20 protein-coding genes are annotated in these 19,673 nt (G+C 76.2%); 9 read left to right on the forward strand and 11 right to left on the reverse strand.

All coding sequences use genetic code 11. The features are described from left to right. Positions 1–35: 35 nt before the first annotated feature. Positions 36–224, forward strand: a complete 189-nt coding sequence (locus ACFY2K_RS17500; RefSeq protein ID WP_380523058.1) for a hypothetical protein — start codon at positions 36–38, stop codon at positions 222–224. A gap of 43 nt (positions 225–267) precedes the next feature. On the opposite strand, the gene ACFY2K_RS17505 is transcribed toward ACFY2K_RS17500, so the two are convergent. The 9 genes from ACFY2K_RS17505 to ACFY2K_RS17545 all read right to left on the reverse strand — a co-directional run bounded on the left by ACFY2K_RS17505 (position 268) and on the right by ACFY2K_RS17545 (position 8,444). Further along, positions 268–870, reverse strand: coding sequence for a response regulator transcription factor (locus ACFY2K_RS17505; protein ID WP_375891055.1), 603 nt, complete (start codon positions 868–870; stop codon positions 268–270). Next, a complete protein-coding gene (locus ACFY2K_RS17510; RefSeq protein WP_387712244.1) occupies positions 867–1,982 on the reverse strand; it encodes a sensor histidine kinase in 1,116 nt (371 codons plus the stop codon). The genes ACFY2K_RS17505 and ACFY2K_RS17510 overlap by 4 nt, the downstream gene beginning before the upstream one ends. A 7-nt stretch (positions 1,983–1,989) precedes the next feature. Further along, positions 1,990–2,736 carry an ABC transporter permease gene (locus ACFY2K_RS17515; protein ID WP_380589257.1) on the reverse strand — a complete coding sequence of 249 codons (747 nt, stop codon included), beginning with the start codon at positions 2,734–2,736 and terminating at the stop codon, positions 1,990–1,992. Further along, on the reverse strand, positions 2,733–3,668 hold the full coding sequence (locus tag ACFY2K_RS17520) for an ABC transporter ATP-binding protein (RefSeq protein ID WP_387712248.1): 936 nt from the start codon (positions 3,666–3,668) through the stop codon (positions 2,733–2,735). Before ACFY2K_RS17520 ends, ACFY2K_RS17515 begins: the two co-directional genes overlap by 4 nt. 287 nt (positions 3,669–3,955) lie before the next feature. Further along, complete coding sequence (locus tag ACFY2K_RS17525) at positions 3,956–4,549, reverse strand: hypothetical protein (protein ID WP_387712251.1); 594 nt, start codon at positions 4,547–4,549, stop codon at positions 3,956–3,958. A gap of 267 nt (positions 4,550–4,816) precedes the next feature. Further along, the gene (locus tag ACFY2K_RS17530; protein ID WP_375891064.1) at positions 4,817–5,311 is read right to left on the reverse strand and encodes a universal stress protein; all 495 of its coding nucleotides are present in this window, start codon (positions 5,309–5,311) and stop codon (positions 4,817–4,819) included. A 19-nt stretch (positions 5,312–5,330) separates the two neighbouring features. Next, a complete protein-coding gene (locus ACFY2K_RS17535; RefSeq protein WP_387712386.1) occupies positions 5,331–6,587 on the reverse strand; it encodes an arsenic transporter in 1,257 nt (418 codons plus the stop codon). A 123-nt stretch (positions 6,588–6,710) separates the two neighbouring features. Then, positions 6,711–7,319 carry an exonuclease domain-containing protein gene (locus ACFY2K_RS17540; protein ID WP_380523063.1) on the reverse strand — a complete coding sequence of 203 codons (609 nt, stop codon included), beginning with the start codon at positions 7,317–7,319 and terminating at the stop codon, positions 6,711–6,713. Positions 7,320–7,397: 78 nt separating this feature from the next. Beyond that, positions 7,398–8,444 (reverse strand): bile acid:sodium symporter family protein, encoded by a 1,047-nt coding sequence (locus ACFY2K_RS17545; RefSeq protein ID WP_387712254.1) that lies wholly within the window; start codon positions 8,442–8,444, stop codon positions 7,398–7,400. 124 nt (positions 8,445–8,568) lie between these two features. Here ACFY2K_RS17545 and ACFY2K_RS17550 point away from each other — a divergent pair, with 124 nt between their 5' ends. The 7 genes from ACFY2K_RS17550 to ACFY2K_RS17580 are packed head-to-tail and all read left to right on the forward strand — an operon-like array spanning position 8,569 to position 16,725. Then, positions 8,569–9,474, forward strand: coding sequence for a LysR family transcriptional regulator (locus ACFY2K_RS17550; protein ID WP_375891069.1), 906 nt, complete (start codon positions 8,569–8,571; stop codon positions 9,472–9,474). A gap of 33 nt (positions 9,475–9,507) precedes the next feature. After that, positions 9,508–10,797, forward strand: a complete 1,290-nt coding sequence (locus ACFY2K_RS17555; RefSeq protein ID WP_387712257.1) for an AAA family ATPase — start codon at positions 9,508–9,510, stop codon at positions 10,795–10,797. After that, positions 10,794–11,282: a hypothetical protein gene (locus tag ACFY2K_RS17560; protein ID WP_380523067.1), complete on the forward strand. Its 489-nt coding sequence runs from the start codon at positions 10,794–10,796 to the stop codon at positions 11,280–11,282. Before ACFY2K_RS17555 ends, ACFY2K_RS17560 begins: the two co-directional genes overlap by 4 nt. A gap of 26 nt (positions 11,283–11,308) precedes the next feature. Beyond that, positions 11,309–11,443, forward strand: coding sequence for a hypothetical protein (locus ACFY2K_RS17565; RefSeq protein WP_380523068.1), 135 nt, complete (start codon positions 11,309–11,311; stop codon positions 11,441–11,443). After that, positions 11,440–13,110 carry a hypothetical protein gene (locus tag ACFY2K_RS17570; RefSeq protein WP_387712262.1) on the forward strand — a complete coding sequence of 557 codons (1,671 nt, stop codon included), beginning with the start codon at positions 11,440–11,442 and terminating at the stop codon, positions 13,108–13,110. The genes ACFY2K_RS17565 and ACFY2K_RS17570 overlap by 4 nt, the downstream gene beginning before the upstream one ends. Next, a complete protein-coding gene (locus ACFY2K_RS17575) occupies positions 13,110–16,238 on the forward strand; it encodes a bpX6 domain-containing protein (protein ID WP_387712265.1) in 3,129 nt (1,042 codons plus the stop codon). The genes ACFY2K_RS17570 and ACFY2K_RS17575 overlap by 1 nt, the downstream gene beginning before the upstream one ends. Positions 16,239–16,275: 37 nt before the next feature. Next, positions 16,276–16,725, forward strand: a complete 450-nt coding sequence (locus tag ACFY2K_RS17580) for a hypothetical protein (protein WP_380523071.1) — start codon at positions 16,276–16,278, stop codon at positions 16,723–16,725. On the opposite strand, the gene ACFY2K_RS17585 is transcribed toward ACFY2K_RS17580, so the two are convergent. Then, positions 16,635–17,411, reverse strand: coding sequence for a TioE family transcriptional regulator (locus tag ACFY2K_RS17585; RefSeq protein ID WP_387712268.1), 777 nt, complete (start codon positions 17,409–17,411; stop codon positions 16,635–16,637). The two genes, ACFY2K_RS17580 and ACFY2K_RS17585, sit on opposite strands and share 91 nt — an antisense overlap. A 94-nt stretch (positions 17,412–17,505) precedes the next feature. Here ACFY2K_RS17585 and ACFY2K_RS17590 point away from each other — a divergent pair, with 94 nt between their 5' ends. Then, complete coding sequence (locus tag ACFY2K_RS17590) at positions 17,506–18,654, forward strand: erythromycin esterase family protein (protein WP_387712270.1); 1,149 nt, start codon at positions 17,506–17,508, stop codon at positions 18,652–18,654. 7 nt (positions 18,655–18,661) lie between these two features. On the opposite strand, the gene ACFY2K_RS17595 is transcribed toward ACFY2K_RS17590, so the two are convergent. Then, on the reverse strand, positions 18,662–19,603 hold the full coding sequence (locus tag ACFY2K_RS17595) for a LysR family transcriptional regulator (RefSeq protein ID WP_380589287.1): 942 nt from the start codon (positions 19,601–19,603) through the stop codon (positions 18,662–18,664). Positions 19,604–19,673 lie beyond the last annotated feature (70 nt).

A 19,673-nucleotide genomic window follows, 5' to 3' on the forward strand; every position in this document is an offset into this window, starting at 1 on the left:
GTAGGAAACCACATGGAAACCAAGGAGGATGACGGATGAACAGGAACCTCAGGGCCGCCGCGCCGATGGTCTACGCGGCGCTCGTGGTCGGCGGCTTCATGATCAGCTCCCCGATCGGCGTCGGTGTCTGCGTGGTGGGCGGGATACTGCTCGGCGCCCTGTACGTGACCACCAACGGCGGTGGCCGCGACCGGAGGCGTGACCGGAGGGACGACGACCGGTAGGGGCACGGCCGGAACCGCGTCCGCCACCGGTGGCGGACGCCGGTCAGAGCCAGCCGCGGGTGCGCGCGATCTTGGCCGCGTCGGTCCGGTTGCGCGCGCCCAACTTGGCCATCGCACTGGACAGGTAGTTGCGGACGGTCCCCTCGGCCAGGCACAGGCGCGCCGCGATCGCGGCGTTGCCGGCCCCGTCCGCGACCGCCCGCAGCAGCTCCCGCTCCCGCTCCGTCAGCGGATCGGCGGCGTCCCACGCGGCCACCGCCAACTCCGGCGCGACCACCCGCTCGCCCGCGTGCACCCGGCGCAGCGCGGCCGCCAGCTCGCCGATCGGCGCGTCCTTGAGCAGGTACCCGGACACCCCGGCGTCCACCGCGCGCCGCAGGTAGCCGCTGCGCGCGAAGGTGGTCACGATCAGCACCCGGGTCGGGTCGCCCAGGCGGTTCAGCTCCACGGCCAGGTCCAGACCGGTGCGGCCGGGCATCTCGATGTCGGTCACCAGCACGTCCGGCCGGTGCTCGCGCACCGCGGCCAGCGCGTCGTCGCCGTTGGTCGCCGTCGCCACCACGGTGATGTCCGCCTGGAGGTCCAGCAGGGACGCGAACGCGCCCAGCACCATGCCCTGGTCCTCGGCCAGCACCACCCGGATCATCCGTTCACCGCCACCGGCACCGTGATGACCAGCGTCGTACCGGCCGAGCCGGAGCGCTGCACCGCGCCGCCGAGTTTCGCGATCCGCTCCCGGAGCCCGGTCAACCCGGTGCCCTCCGGGGCGTCGCCGCCGATGCCGTCGTCCGCGATCACCAAGCGCACCCGTTCCTCGTCCGTGTCCAGTCCGATGCGGCAGGTGGCGGCCCGCGCGTGCCGGGCCACGTTCGTCACCGCCTCCCGGAGTGCCAGCCCCAGTTCGTGGTCGGTCGCCGCGAGCAGGGCCGGTTCCTCGGCACAGCTCACCCGCAAGGTCACCCCGGTCCCGGCCAGCGTACGCCGTGCCACCTCCAGCTCCGCGCGGACGGTGGTCCGCCGCCAACCGGTGACGGTACTGCGCACCGCGGCCAGCGCCTCCCGGGCGTTGCGCTCGATCTCCTCGGCCTCGGCGCGCGCCCGTTGCGGGTCGGCGAGCACCAGCTCCTTGGTCAGCTGCGCGCGCATCACCACCGCGGTCAGCGAGTGCCCGAGCAGGTCGTGGAGGTCGCGCGCGATCCGTTCGCGTTCCGCCAGCGTGGCGAGCAGTTCCACCTGCGAGGTGCGCAGCCGCTGGTTCTCCGCCTCCTGCCGCCGGTCGCGCTGCCGGAGTTCGAGCAGCCCGACCACCCAGATCATCACGAGCGCCGACGCGAAGCCCAACAGCCGGTAGGGGAGCGGCACCTGCGACAGCAGCGCGGTGCCGCAGTCCAGCACGGTCAGGCCGGCGAACCACCGCCGGGCGACGGGCCAGGGCAGCGCGTTGCCCGCGGCCGCCGCCGCGTAGATGAACAGCACGCTCGCGGCGGCGTTGAACGGCGTGGCCAGCGCGCCCAGCACGGCCATCGGCACCACGGAGGCCCAGACACTCCACGCCGACCGCCCGCGCAGCAGGGCCAAGGCGTACAGCAGCACCGTGGCCGCGCACACCGTGATCGCCAGCGGCCACTCCCACCGGTCGGGCGCCGGCGAGAAGTACGGCTGCGCCGGCATGAACAGCAGGTAGCCGAGGTAGACCCACTCCCAGGTCCGCAGCCGTTCGGCCACGGACCGGGAGGCGGCGCCGTCGAAGTCGCTCACCGCCGCCTCAGATCCGCGCGTGCCGGTAGGAGAGCGCCGCCGCACCCGCCGCCACCGCCGTGGTGACCAGCAGGGCGAGCACGTGGATCAGCGCGGTGCCGTCACCGAGTTGGGCGAGCCCGAGCTGGGCGAGGTGGTAGGTGGGCAGGAACTCGGCGATCTGCCGCACGACCGAGGGCAGCAGCCGGATCGGGATCCACAGCCCGGACAGCACCGCCAGCGGGAACAGCACCGCGTTGAGCAGCGCGACCGCCGCCCCCGGGCGGAACCGGAAGCCGACCGCCACGCTGAACAGCGTGAACGGGACGGTGCCCAGCAGCAGTACCACCGCCACCCGCAGCAGCGCCCAGGGCGAGGCGTGCAGCGTGCCGAAGGCTGCGGCCGCCACCCCCATCAGCGCCAGCACGCCCACCCCGTAGAGCAGCGCGGCGGTGGCCTTGGCGGCCAGGCTGATCCAGACCGGGACCGCGGAGACCCGTTTCATCCGCAGCCAGCCGAGGTCCCGGTCCTGGGCGACCCCGACCCCGGGTTGCAGGGAGGCGACGGTGATCACGCCGTAGGTGCCGAAGGTGGCCACCATCGCCGTACCGGCCGAGAGGCCCTGCACGGCGCCCTGCCCGTACAGCAGGTTGAACAGGACGAAGAAGCCGACCGGCATCAGGATGCCGAAGAACAACGAGGTGGGCTCCCGCACGATCGACCGGAGTTCGTCCCTCAACTCGGACCGGAAGACCCGCCCCAGTACCACGTTCACGCCGCCGCCCTGCCTTCCCGAGTACGTTCCGAGGCGTCATCACGGCCGTCGGTGAGTGCGACCACGGCCTCCGCCAGGCCGGCGTCCTGCACGCGCAGCTCCGACAGCTCCGTGTCGAGATCCAGCAGCACGCGCAACAGGTCCTCCGGCGAGCGGGTCTGGATCGTCACCAGCTCGTGCTCCCGGCCGACCCGGAGCACGCCCGGCAGCCGCTCCAGCTGCTCCTGGTCGAGGCCGGTCCGGACGGTCACCGTACGGTCCGGCAGCCGGGCCACCAGCTCCTGCGGCGGCGCGTCCGCCAGGATCCGGCCGCGGTCGAGCACCACCACCCGGTCCGCCAGGGCCGCGGACTCCTCGATCAGGTGGGTGGTCACCAGCACCGCGGCGCCCTGCGCCCGGCGCTCCGCCAGGACCTCCCAGAAGTGCCGCCGGGCCCGGGTGTCCAGACCGACCGTCGGTTCGTCCAGCACCAGCAGCGCCGGCTCGGTGACCAGCGCCATCGCCAGCTGGACCCGCTGCCGCTGGCCGCCGGAGAGTTTGGAGACCCGCCGGCGCGCCAGCTCGGTCAGCCCGAGCTCCGCCAGGACCGGACCGGCGGCCGTCGCCCGCAGCCCGCCGCGGACGGCGGCACCGCGCACCAGCTCGTCCACGGTCAGCGTGTTCGGGAACCCCAGGGTCTGCTGCGCCACGCCCAGACGGCGGCGGGTCGCCGCGCGGCGCGGGTCACCGCCCATGATCCGCACCGTCCCCTGCTGCGGCGCGAGCAGGCCGACCGTGAGTGCCACCAGGGTCGACTTCCCGGCGCCGTTGGGGCCGAGCAGTGCGACGCACTCGCCCGGACCGACCCGCAGGTCCACGCCGTCCAGCGCGAGCGTCTCTCCGTACCGGTACCGCAGCCCTTCGGCCGTCAGCACCGCCTGTGTCGTTGCCATGGTCACCAGACTCCCGTCCGGTGACCGCGCGCGGCAGTGTCGCCGTGTCACCGGCCCGAGATGACGAAAGTCATCCCTGCGCGCCGGAGCTTTCCCGGGCGGGAGGGATCGGGGGTGCTCGCACTATAGCGGGGGCACGTGAACCGGCGAGCGGGCCGATCACGGATTCCGGCTCCCGGGGAGGCGTACGGGGCAGTGGGGCCGGACCGGCCGGGCGCACCAGGCCGCCCGTCCGGTCCGGGGGCGGGCCCGCTCCGCCGTGATGGCCGCCGACCGGGCCCGAAGGCTCAGGCGCACCAGAACAGGACCGGCTTGCAGGACGGTGTCGGCGTGGAGGTCGGCGTCGGCGTGGGCGCGGTCGGGCCGGGCGCGGGCCGGGTGGGCGGCGCCGGGGTGGGCTGCGCGGGCTGGGGCGCGGACGGCTCGACCGGGGCCGCCTGGCGGGACGGGGCGGCGGTCGTCCGCGACGCGCCGGGCCGGGTGGCGGTGACCGACGGCTGCGCCGGGGAGCTCGCCCTGCTCGGCTCCGCCGACGCCGTCGGGGGAGCGCTGACGGTCCCTCGGGTGGACGGCGCGACCACCGACGCGGACGCCGTCGTACCGCCCGGGGGGAGCGGAACCGCAGAGCCGTCGCCCTCGCCGAAGGCGACCACCGCGGTGGCCAGTCCGCCCGCCGCCGCGCCGAGCGCGACCAGGCCGACCAGGGCGCCGCGCCGCCGGCTCGTCCGCCGCCGGGCCCTCCGGGGTGCGGGGGCCGCGGTGGGCGCGGCCGGGACCGGGCGTTCGGGCTCCTGCTGGGGGAGCGCCTCCTGCGGTCGCCCGCAGCCTGGGCAGGAGAGCGCGCCGTTGAGGTGTCGTTGGCAGAGCGTGCAGTAACTCATTCGATCTTCCGTAGGTGCCCGCGTGCCGTGCCGGGTGTCTGCGGAGCCTACGCAGGTCGGCCCCGCTCGCGACACCGGTCCGGCGCGGGGCTTCTGCGGAGATCGCGTGGGGTTCGCGTGAGCACGAACCGGTCGCCCCGCGGCGGCGCGGCCACGGGTCGCGGCCTCCGGCTGCGCACTCCCACGTGCGGCCCGAGGCCTCCCCGGCCTTCCGTCGGGAGCGCCCCAACGCCGCTCCGTCCGAAGGGAGTTCGAAGGCGGACGACCCTAGTGTCGGAGGTTCGGCGGGGGCGGGGGGAGGGTGTCGGCCCCCGGCGCCGGTTCCGGCCAGACCAGCAGGACGGGACAGGGGGCGTGGTCGACGACGAAGCGGGTGGCCGGCCCGAGGCTGTGGGGCCCCAGCCGGGTGCGGTCGCCGTCCCGGGCCAGGACCAGCAGCTCGGCCCCCTCCGCCGCGGCGACCACCTCGCGCTCGGTGCGGCCGCTGCGCTCCACCCGGGTGCAGGGCCGTCCGAGCCGGTCGGCGGCGGCGTCCAGGAGGTGCCGCCCCGAGGCGGCGGCGAGGCGTTCCACCTGGTCGCCGGGGTCGCGCTCGCGGTGGCCGCGCCCCAGCAGGCCGGCGAAGGCGCCGTGGGCGACGCCGGGGACGTCCTGGCCGCTGACGTGCAGCAGGACGAGCTCGGCGTCCTGCGGCGCGTGGACGCGGGCGGCGTCGACGCAGGCGGGCCAGGTGCCTTCGGCGATCCAGACGACGACGGTCACGGTGTCGGCCTCCTCGTGCTCAGACTCCGATGATCTGCAGGGACCCCCACAGTGCCACCACGGACAGCGTCAGGGCCGCGGGGACGACGAGCAGCCCGAGCCGGGTGAACTCGCCCAGGCCGATCTCGGTGTCGTGCTCGCGGACGATCCGCCGCCACAGCAGGGTGGCCAGCGAGCCCGCGTAGGTGAGGTTGGGGCCGATGTTCACCCCCAGCAGCACGGCCAGCACCGCGCCGGAGCCGGAGGGGACGGCGAGCGGGAGCAGCACCAGGGTGGCGGGCAGGTTGTTGATGACGTTCGCCAGGACGGCCGCCAGCGCCGCGACCCCCAGCAGGGCGGGCAGCGAGGTGCCGGCCGGGACGAGGTGCCCGAGCGCGGAGGCCAGCCCGTTGTCGACCACCGCCCGGACCACGATGCCGAGCGCGAGGACGAAGGCCAGGAACGGCACGGCGGCCGAGTGCAGGATCGCCGCCGGGGAGGTGCGGCGCCGGGCGAGCGCCCGGACGGCCAGCACCAGGGCGCCGGCGGCGGCCGCCCAGGCCGGATCGATGCCGATGACCGAGGTCAGCACGAAGCCGGCCAGCGTGCCCGCCACGGTGAGCAGGGCGAACAGCGGCATCTGCGGTGCCGCCACCTCGGTGTCGGGCGCGGTGCCCGGCTCCAGGTCGGTCGCGAAGAAGCGGCGCAGCACCGCGTACTCGACGGCGATCGCCGCCAGCCAGGGCAGCGCCATCAGGGCGGCGAAGCGGGTGAAGCTGAGTCCGCTGGCGGTGAGGGCCAGCAGATTGGTGAGGTTGGAGACCGGCAGCAGCAGCGAGGCGGTGTTGGACAGGTGGGTGCAGGCGTACAGGTGCGGCTTGGGGCGGGCGCCGAGCCGGGCGGCGGTGGCGAACACCACCGGCGTCAGCAGCACCACGGTGGCGTCCAGGCTGAGCACCGCCGTGACCACCGACGCGACGACGAACACCTGCGCCAGCAGCCGGCGCGGACTTCCGGCCGCGGTGCGGGCCATCCACGCCCCGCAGGCGCGGAACAGCCCCTCGTCGTCGCACAGCTTCGCCAGCACCAGCACGGCCGCGAGGAACCCGATCACCGGCCCGAGCCGCTCCGCCTCGGCCACCGCGTGCGCCCACGGGATCGCCCCGGTGGCGACCACCAGCCCCGCCGCCGGCACCGCGACCACCGCCTCCGGCCACCCCCACGGCCGGGCCACCGCACCGACCAGCACCAGGACCAGCAGGCCGACGGACAGCGCTTCGGCGAACGACGTACTCAGGGTCCTGCTCCTCGCGGGCGGCGGTGGCGACGGCACCCATCGAACCAGAGCTCCCCGGACCGCGGCACCTCAGGAGGGGTTCGGCGGTGTGACCGCCACCATCCTGCACGACCCGGAGGCCCGTCAGTCCCGCTCCCGGCCGAAGGAGGAGGGCGCGGTCGGCAACGGATCCGGCCAGACGCCCCGCTCGGACAGGTGGAGGACGAGGGCGGCGATGTTCCAGGCGTCGTCCTCGCCGCGGTGGTGACGGCCTTCGAGTCGCCGCCCGGCGAGCTCCAGGGCCTGCGCCATGCCGGGGCGTTTGCGCAGGCCGTACGCCTCGGTGAAGACGATCTTGGCGTTGGTGTGGCTTCGGCCGAAGGGATAAGGCGTCCGGGTGGACTGGCACTGCCGGGTGAACTGGTTGCGGTCGTAGTCGCCCCAACTGGCCCACGGGCGGGACCCGGCGTGGTGTTCGGTCGCCAGCAGCCGGCACGCCTCGGCGAAGCTGACCCCGCCGTCCACCTCCTGTTGGGTGAGGCCGGTCAGCTCCGTGCAGAACTCGCTGACCGTGGACCGGGCGGGGCGTACCAGGATCCGGTGCCGGGCGAGGCGTTCCGCGGTGGTCAGGTCGACGACGGTCAGCCCGATCTCGATGATCTCGCTGACCGCGCCCTGCGGTTCGCCGCGGGCCCAGCAGGTGGCCTCGATGTCCACGACGTTCAGGAGCCGCTCGGCCCCGGTGCTGTCCATGGCGGAAGCGTAGGGACGAGGGGTGGGCGGGGCACCTGGATTTTTCCTGCTGTCCTGGTCGTGGGGCCCCGGCGGAGATCAGGCCCGGGCGAGAGCCTCGTCCGGGCGGCTCGCCTCGGCGGCCGGGGCCTGGGCGGCCCAGCGGCGGGCGAGCACGGCGCAGACCATCAGCTGCAGCTGGTGGAAGAGCATCAGCGGCAGCACCATCAGCCCGGCCGCCGCGCCGGGGAAGAGGACGGCGGCCATCGGGACGCCGCTGGCCAGGCTCTTCTTGGAGCCGCAGAAGACGATCGCGATCAGGTCGCCCCGGTCGAAGCCGAGGCGGCGGCCGCCCAGCAGGGTGACGGTCAGGACCAGGGCCAGCAGCGCGGACTCGACCGCCAGCAGGGCGGCCAGCCGGGGCAGGGAGAGCGTGGCCCACATCCCGCCGACGACGGCGGCGCCGAAGGCGCTGTAGACGACCAGCAGGATCGAGCCGCGGTCCACCAGGGAGAGGACGGAGCGGTGGCGGACCGTCCAGGGGGCGATCCAGCGGCGCAGCACCTGGCCGGCGGCGAAGGGCAGGAGGAGTTGTTCGGCGATCTCCAGTACGGTGCCCGGCGAGATGCCGCCCCTGGTGTGCAGGAGGGCGGCGGCGAGCAGCGGGGTCAGGAGGATGCCGAAGAGGCTGGAGAAGGTCGCGCTGCAGACCGCGGCGGCGGTGTTGCCGCGGGCGATGGAGGTGAAGGCGATCGAGGACTGCACGGTGGAGGGCAGCAGGGTCAGGAACAGCAGGCCCTGGTAGAGCTCGGGTGGCAGGACGCTCGGTACCAGCAGGTGGGCGGCTGTTCCGAGCAGGGGGAAGAGGACGAAGGTGACGGCGAGCACGGTGGTGTGCAGTCGCCACTGCTTGAGTCCGTTCCAGGCCTCGCGGGCGGAGAGCCGGGTGCCGTAGAGGAAGAACAGCACGGCGACCCCGGCGGTGGCCGCGTCCGAGACGACCGGTGCGGCGGCGCCGCGGGCGGGGAGCAGGGCGGCGACCAGCACGGGGCCGAGCAGGGAGGCGATGAACGGGTCGATCCGCAGGCGGGAGCGGAGGAGGCGGAGCGGGGTGTTCGGGCGGATCGGGGTCTTCGGGCGGGGCATGGTTCTCCGCGCTGGTGGTTCGGCTGGGACGGCCTCAGCCTGCCGTCCGTTCGGGTGAGTGGGAATCCCGCTGGCCGCACTCACTGTCATCATGATTCGTGATATCAGCGGATAGGCTGGCCGGATGTTCGATCCGGTGCAGTTGAGGTCCTTCCTCGCGGTGGCCCAGACCGGCGGCTTCACCCGCGCCGCCCAACGGCTGGGGCTACGGCAGTCGACGGTCAGCCAGCACGTGCGGCGGCTGGAGGAGGCCGCCGGCCGGCGGTTCTTCCTCCGCGACACCCACTCCGTGCAGCTCACCGGCGAGGGCGAGGAGATGCTCGGCTTCGCCCGGACGATCCTGGAGGCGCACGAGCAGGCACTCGACCACTTCGCGCGGACGCAGGTGCGCGGGCGGGTGCGCTTCGGCGCCTCGGAGGACTTCGTCCACACCGAACTGCCGCAGATCCTGCGGGGCTTCCGGCGGCGCAACCCCCAGGTCGACCTCGAACTCACCGTCGGACTCAGCGCCGTGCTCTACGAGCAGCTGGCCGACGGGCGGCTCGACCTGGTCCTCGGCAAGCGCCCGCCGGGCGGCGACGCCCAGGGCCAACTGGTCTGGCAGGACCGGCTGGTGTGGGCCGCGGCGGAGGACTTCCGGCTGGACCACCCGGCGCAGCCGCTGCCGCTCATCGTCTACCCGCCGCCCAGCATCACCCGGGCCCGCGCCCTGGAGGCCTGCGAACGCGACGGCCGCCCCTGGCGGATCGCCTGTACCAGCACCAGCCTCTCCGGGGTCCGGGCCGCCGCCCTGGCCGGCCTCGGCGTGGTGCCGCACGCCCGCAGCCTGATCCCGTCGGGCCTGCGGCCGCTGCCCGACCAACCGGGCCTGCCGGACCTGGGCACCACCGACTTCGCCCTCACCACCGGGCGCACCACCGCCCGCGGCCCGGCCCGGGCGCTGGCCCGGGCCGTCCTCGCGGACGCCTTCCGGCTGCACCGCGCCCCCACGGCGGGGGAGGCACCGGCTGCTGGGGAAACCCGCTGGTGAGGGGCGTTCGGAGCAACGTAGACTCCCGTGCTCGTGACCGAGACCTCCGCCGCCGCTTCGATACCCGGCCCCGCTGACGTACCGCCCGGCCGGGCCGACGTGCCGCCCGCCGCGCCGCCGGCGGACGGGCTGCCGACCGCCGATGCCGAGCTCGTCGCCGCGGCCGTGTCCGCCGCCGGGCGGGGCATGGTCGGGCGGGAGACGGTGGCCGAGGTGGTGGCGCTGTGCGCCGTCGCCGGGGAGCACCTGCTGGTGGTCGGCCCGCCCGGGACGGCCAAGTCGGAGGCGGTCCGGCGGGTCGCGGCGCAGCTCGGCGGGCGGTACTTCGAGTACCTGCTCGGCCGCTTCACCGAGCCCAACGAACTGTTCGGACCGGTCGACCTGCGCCGCCTGCGGGAGGGCCGGGTCGAGTTCGAGACCGCCGGGATGCTGCCCGAGGCCGAGATCGCCTTCCTGGACGAGGTGTTCCTCGGCTCCACCGCCGTCCTGAACACCCTGCTCGGCCTGCTCAACGAGCGGGTCTTCCGGCGCGGTGGCACCGTGCTCGCCAGTCCGCTGCGGATCTGCGTCGGCGCGGCCAACCACCTGCCCGAGGACCCGGCGCTGGCCGCCTTCGCCGACCGGTTCCTCGCCCGGGTCTTCGTCGAACCCGTCGCCGACGGCCGGCTGGAGGAACTCCTGGAGGCCGGCCGCCGCCCGGCCGCGCCCGCCGTCACCGGCGACCTGCTCGGCGCCCTCGACCGGCTGACTGCGGCCGCCCGCCACTGCGACCTCGACGCCGTCACCCCGCTGCTGGCCACCGCGCTGCGCCGACTGCGCTCGGCCGGCGTCCCGGTCAGCGACCGGCGGGCCGTGCGCTCGCAGAACCTGGTCGCCGCGGCCGCCGTCCTGGACGGTCGCACCGCCGCCTCCGCCCGCGACCTCTGGGTGCTCCCGCTGATCGCCCCCACCGCAGACACCCAGGCGCTCGCCCGCGAGGCCCTCGCCGACCTGATCGACCGGGCCGCCAACCACAGCCTGGCGCACACCGCGGAGGAACTCTCCCGCAGCACCGCGGCCCGCGCCGAGCGCCTGCTGCGGACGGGCACCGCGCTGCTCGCCGAACACGGCGGGCTGTCGGACGGCCAGGACTCCCGGCTGCGGCTGGAGGCCGTGCTGCGCGAGATCGACGCCGGGTTCGACCCGGCGGACCTGCCGGCGCCGCTGACCGGGCTCCGGGCCGGGCTGGTCGCGGCGGTCACGGCGGGTGGGGTGGGCGCTGCGGGTGCGGTGGTCACGTCCGGCGTGGCGGTCACGGCGGGCGTGGCGGTCGCACCCTCGTGACCGGTGTCCCGCTCCGCTGGGAGCGCCGTGAACCACCGCTCGAACCGGTCGCCGTCCTCGCCCTCGGCGCTGCCGTCCCCGCCCTCGCGAGCGCGACGCGCGCCCGGCTGACGGCCGGGCACAGGCTTGCTGTGGCAGCCGACGGGACGGCGCTGCTGGTCCTCGGCGAGGCGCCGGACCTGCCCTGGGCCGACGGCGCCCGCTACCTGGGCGAGGACGACGGCGTGCTGGTCCCGACCACGGCCCGCCCGCAGCCCGGCGCGGCCCTGTGGCGGGTGGCGCTCGGGGCGGCGGACGGGCAGCTGTGCGTCCTCGTCCCCGGCCACGCGCTGGTCGGCGACCGGCCGGCGCCCGTCCGGGACCCGGCGGACCTGGACCGCTTCTTGGAGCCCGGCACCGGGGAGCCGGGCAGCGGGGAGCCCGGCAGCGAGGAGCCGGGAGGACAGGCCCCGCGCAGCGGTGCGGAACGGGTGTACGAGCAGTGAGGGCCTGGACGGTGGAGCCGTACGAAGTGGAGCGGAGCGCAAGCGTGGGCAGCGGGGCGACGGTCGGGGACCTGGACGGGCGGACGGTGCTGCCGGACGAACCGGCGCTCGGCCGGGTCGAGGAGCAGTGCGTGCGGCCGGCGCGGGTGCGTCGATCGTGACCGCCGCGCTCGCGCCCTGGGCCGGGACGCTGTCCGCGCTCACCCCCGAACTCGCCACCGCGCTGGGCCCCTTGCTGCGCCGCCTGGACGCCCTGATCGGCGCGCAGGAGCCCGTCGCCGGATCCGAGGGCGAGCCGGACGGCTACGGCGGCCTGGCCCGCGGCCGACGGCCGGAGCGGCTGCTGCCCGCCGAGTGGCTGCTCGCCGAGGAGTACCCGGAGGAGTTCCTGCGCCGCTGGAGCGAGGGTGAACTCCTGGAGCTGGAAACCGAGTTGCGCACCCCCGAGAGCCGCGGCCAGGTGGTCGTGCTGGTGGACGCCGGACCGGCCCAGGCGGGCGCGGCGCGGCTGGTCCAGCTGGCCGCGCTGCTCGTGCTGCACCGCCGGGCGGCGGCCCGGGGCAGCGAACTGCTGGTCGGCGTCCTGGGGGACCCGCCCGGGCGGCTGATCGGCGGCGACCTCGCCGAACTGCTGCCGCGCTGGCTCAAGGCCCGGCAGCACACCGACCCCGAACCCGAGGACGTCCGGTACGCGGAGCGGGCGCTGGACCCGGCCGCGCAGTGCTGGCTGCTCACCTCGCCCCGGCTGGCGGCCCGGCTGCCCGCCCGGCGGCGCACGGTGGCGAGCGAGGAGGCGGGCTGGAGCGCGAAGGGCGCCGCCGGAGTGACGGTCCGGGTGGACGGCGGGTCGGCCGTCGAGCTGCCGCTGCCCCCGGCGCGCGTCGCGGTCCGGGCCCTGCGTGGCCGCGGCTTCCGGGCCTCCGCCCAGCTCGACGCCCAACTGCCCGCCGTCGGCGGGGCGCTGCCCGCGTTCACCACCGGCGCGGCCACCCTGCTGGCCCGGGGCCGGCACAGCGATGTGCTGATCGCCCTGGCGCTGTCGAGCGCAGGGGCCCCCGACGGTGCCACTCGCCCGCGCCGCCACGAGCTGTTCGGCCCGGTGATCGCGGCCGCGCGCACCAGCGGGCGGCTGCTGGTGCTGTGCGTGCGCAACGACCGGCTGGAACTCCACGTCAGCGGACGGGCGTTGAGCGAATCCGACGGCTACCGGATCAAGTCGGCGGCCGTCGGCCTGCCGGAGATCGGCTCCCCGGAGTTCGCCGAGCTGATGGCCCGGCCGGTGCTGCCGCTGCTGCGCGAGGGCGACGCCCTGGTGCTGCCGGTGGCCGGCCGCTGGCGCCGGATCGAGCGCGGCGGGCGGGTGTCGGAGGTCGGACCGGTCGTCTCCACCGCGGGCGGCCACCCGTTCCGGTTCGCGCGGGAGCCCCGGCTGTCGCCCGTCCGGCTGCCCGCCGACGCGGCCGGGGCGCCGCACCTGGTGCACGGCGGCGGCTCCGTCGGCTGGTCGGCGGACGGGCGGACCTGGGAGGTCCGCCCGGCCCGGGGCGAGCAGCGCCGGATCCGCATCGGGGAGGGGGAGAGCGAGGTGATCGGACTGGTCGAGGACGGCTTCGAACCCGTCCTGATCACCTGCACCCGGGCCGCGGGGCTGGTCCGCGCCGTCCGGGCCGACGCGGTCCGCACGCTCACCGCGCTCTCCGGCGGTACGACCGCCCCCGCCGTCCACCCCCGATTGCCGCTGATCGCCGCCGAACCCCGCCCGGGCCGGGTGGTGGTGGCGAACGCGACCGACGGGCGCACCCACGCCGTGATCAGGAGCACCGACTGATGAGCAGTTCCACGACCGGCGGCCGCGTGGCGAGCAGCGCTGCGACCGGCGGTCCCGTGACGGGCGGCCCGGTCGTCGATGCGGCCGGGTTCCTCCTCGACGTGCCGCTGATCGGCGTCGCCGAGGCGGCCGAACGCGTCCTCGCGCACTGGCAGTCCGGCGCCCGGCTGAGTGAACTGCCGGACGGGCGCTGGCTGTTGCAGCTGCCCGAGCCGGTGCGGACCCGTACCGACCGGGCACCCGGCGCGCCGCTGCACGCCGTCGGCGGGGCGCTGGCGACGAGCCCGGGGCAGACCGGCCGGTCCGGTGAACTGGTGCTCACCAGAGGTGACCTGACGGAGCGTCAGGTGTTGGCCGAGCTGCCGGACGTGGACCCCTCGGACTGGTTGGACCTGGGCGGGCTCACCCTCCACCGACTGGGCCCGGTCGGCACCCCCGTCGAGGCCGAACCGGTCGGGACGGACCTGCCGCGCCCGGCCGCCGTGGACCTGCGCGCCGCGGCCGGCGTCCCCGGGCGCAGCCGGCGGGCGGGGCGGCTGCTGGCCGGGCCGCGTCCGGGTGCCGCGAAGGCGCGCCGGATCTCCGGGGTCGTGACCGGCCTGGTGTTCGCGCTGGGCCTGTCCTTCCTGGCCTCGGTCGTGGCGACGGGGGTGCCCAAGGGGCCCGTGATCGTCCTTCCGGTGACGATCGGCGCGATCGCCGGACTGACGTACCGCCGCCGCTCCCGGGCCCGTCCGGCCGGGCGCACCGGGCGGCCCGGCAGGCCCGGCAGGCCCGGCACCCGTGCCGCGGCGACGCGCGGCGCCGTCGACGGACGGGCGTGGTGGGCGTCCGTCGTACCGTTCGCACTGTGCCTGCTGTTCGGCGTCCTCGCCCTGGTGGCCGGCAGCCTCGGCGGCGGGCTCCTGCTGACGCTCCTCGGGTCACTCGGCAGCGCCCTGCTGGTGCTGCCGAGGATCCCGGCCTTCGCCGAACGCGTCCGCGCCGCCCAGGGGGCGGCGGCGGAGAGCGCCGGAGGCGTCGGTGCGGCCGGAACGGCCCCGGCCGCCCCCGCCCGGCGGCGTCCGCCCCGGCGCCCGGGCAGCCAGTGGCTGGCCCGGCTCGCCCTGCGCAGCCCCGCCGGGGCGCTCTTCCGGGAGCGCCACGCCCGCTACCTGCACCAGCTCTCCCGGTCCTTCCGGCAGCGCCGGTGGGAGGACGCCCTGCGCGACGCGATCCAGCTCTCCGGCGGCGCCGACGCGGGCCCGGAGCGGGGTCTGCTGACCCTGCGCCTGCCCGAGCGCTTCACGGGCGCCCTGCGGCCCAGCCCCCGGGAGCGCGGCGGGGCGCCGATGGCGACGCCGCTCAGCGGGCCGACCGTCCACGAGTACCTGACCGGCCTCTACCGGGAAGCCGCCGAGGCCCTGGAACGGGACGGGCGGATCGACGAGGCCGCGTACCTGCTCGCCGACCTGATGGCCGCGCCCGCCGAGGCCGTCGCCCTGCTGGACCGGCACGGCCGCACCGCCCAGGCCGCCGAACTCGCCGAAGGGCGCGGCCTGGCGGCGGAACTGGTGGTCCGGCTGCACTGGCGTGCCGGGAACCGGGACCGGGCCGTGCGGATCGCCCACCGGCGCGGCGCCTTCGCCACCGCCGTCGAGCGGCTCACCGCCACCGACCCGGCGGCCGCCCGGGACCTGCGTGCCGCGTGGGTGGACCACCGCCGCCGGGCCGGGGACCGGCTGGGCGCGGTCGAGGCGGCCTGGCCGGACGAGACCTTGCGCCCGGGCGTGCTGCCGGACCTCCGGGAGGCCGCCGAACTCGGCGGCGCGGCCCGCGGCCGGGCGCTGGTCCACCTGCTCGCGCTCGGCGAGGACGTCGCGGCGCCGGTCCGCGCCGCGCTCACCGCGGCCGGGCCGAGCATCGCCGGGCCGAGCGGCGCCGGGCCGCAGGTCACGACGCCGGACACCGCCGCGCCGCGCACCGAGCGCGCGGCCGCCGTCGCCGCCCTCGCCGAGCTGCGCTGCGCCGACCCGGCCCTCGACCGCGAGCTCGCCACCCTCGCCGTACGCTCCCTGGTGCGCACCGGCGGACTGTCCGGCCAAGCCGCCGTACGCTCCGAAAGCACCGTCCACAACCGGCTGTTGAAGCGCGCCGACCCGTTGGCCGCCGCCGACCTGCCGAAGCCCCGGCGGACCGGACCCGGCCGCGGCGGGGCGCTCGCCGTCACCGCCGCCGACCGCCCCGGCACCCTGCCCGTCCTGGACGCGGCCCGGCTGGACTCCGGCCTGGTGCTGGTGGCCTGCGGCCAGGCCGGCGTACGGCTGCTCGGCCCGGACGGCCGGACCCGCGCCCGCTGGGACGTGCCCGCCGAGCAGCTGGTGGTCGCCGACCACGGCGGCACCGCGCTGCTGGTCGCCCGCTACGGGGCGGTCCGCGAACTGTTCCGGCTCGACCTCGCCACCCGCCGGGTCGAGCGGTGGACGGCCCTGCGGGTGCGCGCGATCGTCCCCTCCTACGACGGCCGCCACCTGCTCACCGTCGACCAGGACGGCATCGCCGTGCTCGACACCGACGCCACCCGCCCGACCGTCGTCCACCGCGAACTCGGCAACGACCAGCAGGCGGTGGGCCGGATCGCCCGCACCCCCGCGAGCTGCGCCGTGGTCGTCCACACCCGGGCCGGCGGCCACACCGCCGAACTCACCGAACTGTGGCGCTGGGACCAGCCCGGCTGGGAGCTGCGCGCCCGCACGGCGGTCGACCTGGACGACGCCGACGACCGGGTGGCGCTCGCCGACGGACGGCTGCTGACCGCCCGGCCGGGCGAAGCCCCCGGGACGACGGTGCTCAGCTGGACCGGCCGGGGCAGCGCCGAGCGGACCGTCACCGGCCCCCCGGTGGTGCTCGGCGCCGACGGCGCCCACTGGGCGTTCACCGAGCGCGCCGAGGACGGCCTGCGGGCCACCGTCGGGAGCACCTCCGGGACCGCCTTCACCGCTCTGCTGCCCGGGGCGACGACCGACCCCGCGCTCCGGCTGCGCGCCCACGCCGGGGCGGTGACCTGCTGGCACCGCGGCGGGCGGGTGTTCGCGGTGCGCGCGGACGGCACGGAGCTGCTGGCCAACCTGCGGGTCACGGCCGGCTGACGGTGATTGTTCGGATGGAGTTCGAGGAGGTGGGCCGGTGTCCTGGCCGGTGGTGATCGTTCTCGTCCCGGCGGAGCGGCGTCCGGAACTGGAGTCGCGCTTCCGCGCGCTCGGCCCGTTCTGGCACTGGCCGACGCGGCAGGACGACCAGGTGCAATGGGGAGGCAGCGCGTACTCCCTCGACCTGTCGGGGGAGGTGCTGCGCGACTACGAGCCGGAGCACCTGGACGAGGTCACGGCCCGGATCGGGGAGCCGTACGCCGTCCGCGTGGCGAGCGAGTCGATGGACGCGGCCCGGGCCCTGCTGCGGCACGTCCTGCCGGGCCTCGCCGCGATCGTCGACACCGACCACTGGGAGCTCATCCCCTCCGACGACTTCCTCGGCCTGCTCGCCCGTCACCCCGGGTGGGACTGGCGCCGCGTCCCGAGCACGGAACTGCCCGGCGGGCCGGGGCCGTCGGGCGGGTCCGGGGCCGGGGACAGGTAGGCGTCCAGCCGGGCCGCGGCGGTGAGCATCGCCCGGCCCCGGGTGGTGAGGCGCTGCTGCCAGTCGTCCAGCGCCGCGGCCAGGGAGTCGGTGCCGCCCGCCGTGCGGACCTGCCGCACGACGGTGGTGATGTGGGCCAGCGGGTGGCCGCCGCGGCGCAGCAGGTGGGTCAGTTCGGCGTCGCGGACGTCCTCGGGGCGGTAGGAGCGGTGTCCGCCGGGGCGGTCGCGGGCCGGGGTGAGGATGCCGGCCGTCTCCCAGGTGCGCAGGGTGGCGGGGGTGAGGCCGAGCCGGTGGGCGAGTTCGCCGATGCTGAGCGGGCCGGGGAGGGAGCAGCCGGTCCCGGCCCGCTCGGTGGTCCGCCCCGAGGTGAGGTCCTCGACCGCCCGGCGGACGGTGGCGAGGGTCTCCCGGTCGCGCAGCAGCTGGGCGTGGCCCCGGTCGAGCGCCGTCAGGGCCTCGTCCGGACGGTCGGCGTTGACGGCGGACATCACCAGGGCCGCCGTCGCGTGCCCGAAGGCCGTGACGAGGGCGAGGAAGGCCCGCAGCGCGGCGGCGTGGCGCTCGGTGTAGATCCGGTAGCCGGTGGGGGTGCGCTCGGCGGGCGGCAGGAAGCCGTCGCGCTCGTAGTTGCGCACGGCCTGGGTCGAGAGGCCGTGCTCGCGGGCGAGGTCGGCAGGGCGCACGGCGGTGACCTCCGGATTTGAGACTTCTCATCGAGAATGCCGGGCCGAGACGCGGAAAGTCTCAACCGAGCTTTCAAGGATACGCTTGAGGTTCATGAGCCAGGACATCGGAGACTTCCGCACCCCTTCCTGCGAACTGCTGGCGCTCGGCGAGCCGACGCACCAGGAACCGGCCTTCGGGCTGGTCCGCAACCGGCTGTTCGCCCGACTCGTGGCCCAGGGCTTCCGCTCGATCGCCCTGGAGACCGACCGGGTGGCCGCACTGGCGGTGGACGACCACGTCCGGCACGGCGTGGGCACCCTCGACGCGGTGCTCGCCGAAGGCTTCACCCACGGCTTCGGCGCCCACCGGGCGAACCGCGAACTCGTCGCCTGGATGGGCGAGTTCAACCGCGACCGGGAGGCCGGGGAGCAAGTGGCGTGCCACGGCTTCGACCTCCCCACCGAGAACACCACGGCGCCCAGCCCGCGCCGCTACCTCGAACACGCCCGTGACTTCCTCCGGCTCGACCTGGACGTCGCCGCGCTGACGGGGGAGGACGAGCGCTGGGAACGCGAGGAGGCGATCCTCGACGCCGCCGCGTCACCCGGAGCCACTCTCGAGGCCGAACGACTGCGCCGCACAGCCGACGACCTGCTCAACCAACTCTACGTACGCGCACCGGACTTGATCGCAGCGACCTCACACGCCGAGTGGCTCCGGGCCGGTGTCCGGCTGCGGGCCGGGATCGGACTGCTGCGCTACCACGCCCAGGCGGCCGTCCAGGGCCTGGGGGCGAGCGCCCGGATCTCCGGTCTGATCCGGATGCGCGACGCCCTGATGGCGCAGAACCTGCTCGACATCCGCGCCGTCGAGGCCCGGCGCGGGCCGACCCTGGTGTTCGCCCACAACCGGCACCTCCAGCGCAACCCCAGCGCCTGGTCCCAGGGGGAACTGGACTGCGGCTGGAACGGCGCCGGCCACATCGTCGGCTCGCTGCTGGGGGAGCGCTACGTCTTCGTCGCGGGCAGCCTGGGGCGCAGCGCCGCGCTCGGGCTCGGCGAGCCGACTCCGGGGACGTACGAGGCACGGCTGCAGACCGGCGGTGGGGCCTGGCGGCTGACCGCCCCGCCGGTCCCGGGCACGGCCCGCACCCGCACCGACACCACCCCGCGCCAGGGCTACTTCCCGCTCGACCCGGAGACCCTCGACGGCGCCGCGGCGCTGCTGCACATCGTCGACGGCGCGGCGGCCGCCGGGTAGCGGCTCCTCACGGCCCCGGGTAGGCCGCCCGCAGATGGGCGAGCAGGGCGGCGGTCGGCGGCGCCGGGGGCCGCTCGCTCGGCCAGGCCAGCGCGACCCGCACCCGGGGGACGGGATCGGCCAGCCGCCGGACGGCCACGCCGGCGGCCGGCTCCCGGTCCGGCAGCACCGCCACGCCCAGTCCGTGCGCGGTGAGTTCGGCCAGCTGTGGCGGCGCGGCGGCCTCGACCGCCACGGTCGGGGCCGCGCCCGCCTCCGCGAGGGCGCGCTCCAGCGCCGTCCGCAGGCCGGTGCCGGGCGGTGTGCTCACCAGGGCGTGCCCGGCGAGCGCGGCGACGGGCAGCGGGCCGTCGCCGCGGGCGAGCGGGTGGTCCGCCGGGCAGAGCGCGACCAGCGGGACCTCCAGCACGGGGTGCAGGGCGAGTCCGGCCAGTGCCGTCCAGCCGTCGTCGTCCGCCCGCCCGCTCGCGACGGCGGGCAGGCCGATCACGGCGAGGTCGAGCCGCCCCTCGCGCAGGGCGCCGAGCATCCCGGCGGTGGTGTCCTCGGCGAGCGCGAAGTCGATGCCGGGGTGCTCCTGACGGAAGGCGGCCAGCGTGGTGGCGAGCCCCGGGAGGGCGCCCAGGGCGGGTGGCGGGGCGAGCGCCGCGCCCGCGACCATGCCGAGCCGTACCCGCCCGCACCGCAGGCCGTCGAACTCCTGCGCCGTCCGCCGGGCGGCCGCCGCGGCGGCGAGCGCGGCCCGGGCGTGCGGCAGCACCGCCTCGCCGACCCTGGTCAGCCGCACCGTGCGGCCCGAGCGGTCCAGCAGCCGGTGGCCCAACTCCCGTTCCAGCTGCCGGATCTGGGCGCTCACTCCGGGCTGGCTCAGGTGCAGCAGCTCGGCAGCGCGGGTGAAGCTGCCGTGCCGGGCGACGGTGACGAAGTACTGGAGCTGCCGGAGTTCCATAACCGATGATCATAGGTGGCAGAACGATCCGGTCTTGGACGGGCGGACGACTCCCGTCGCAGGCTGGGGA

This window comes from Kitasatospora sp. NPDC001309 (assembly GCF_042896295.1).
Classification (GTDB): Bacteria; Actinomycetota; Actinomycetes; order Streptomycetales; family Streptomycetaceae; genus Kitasatospora.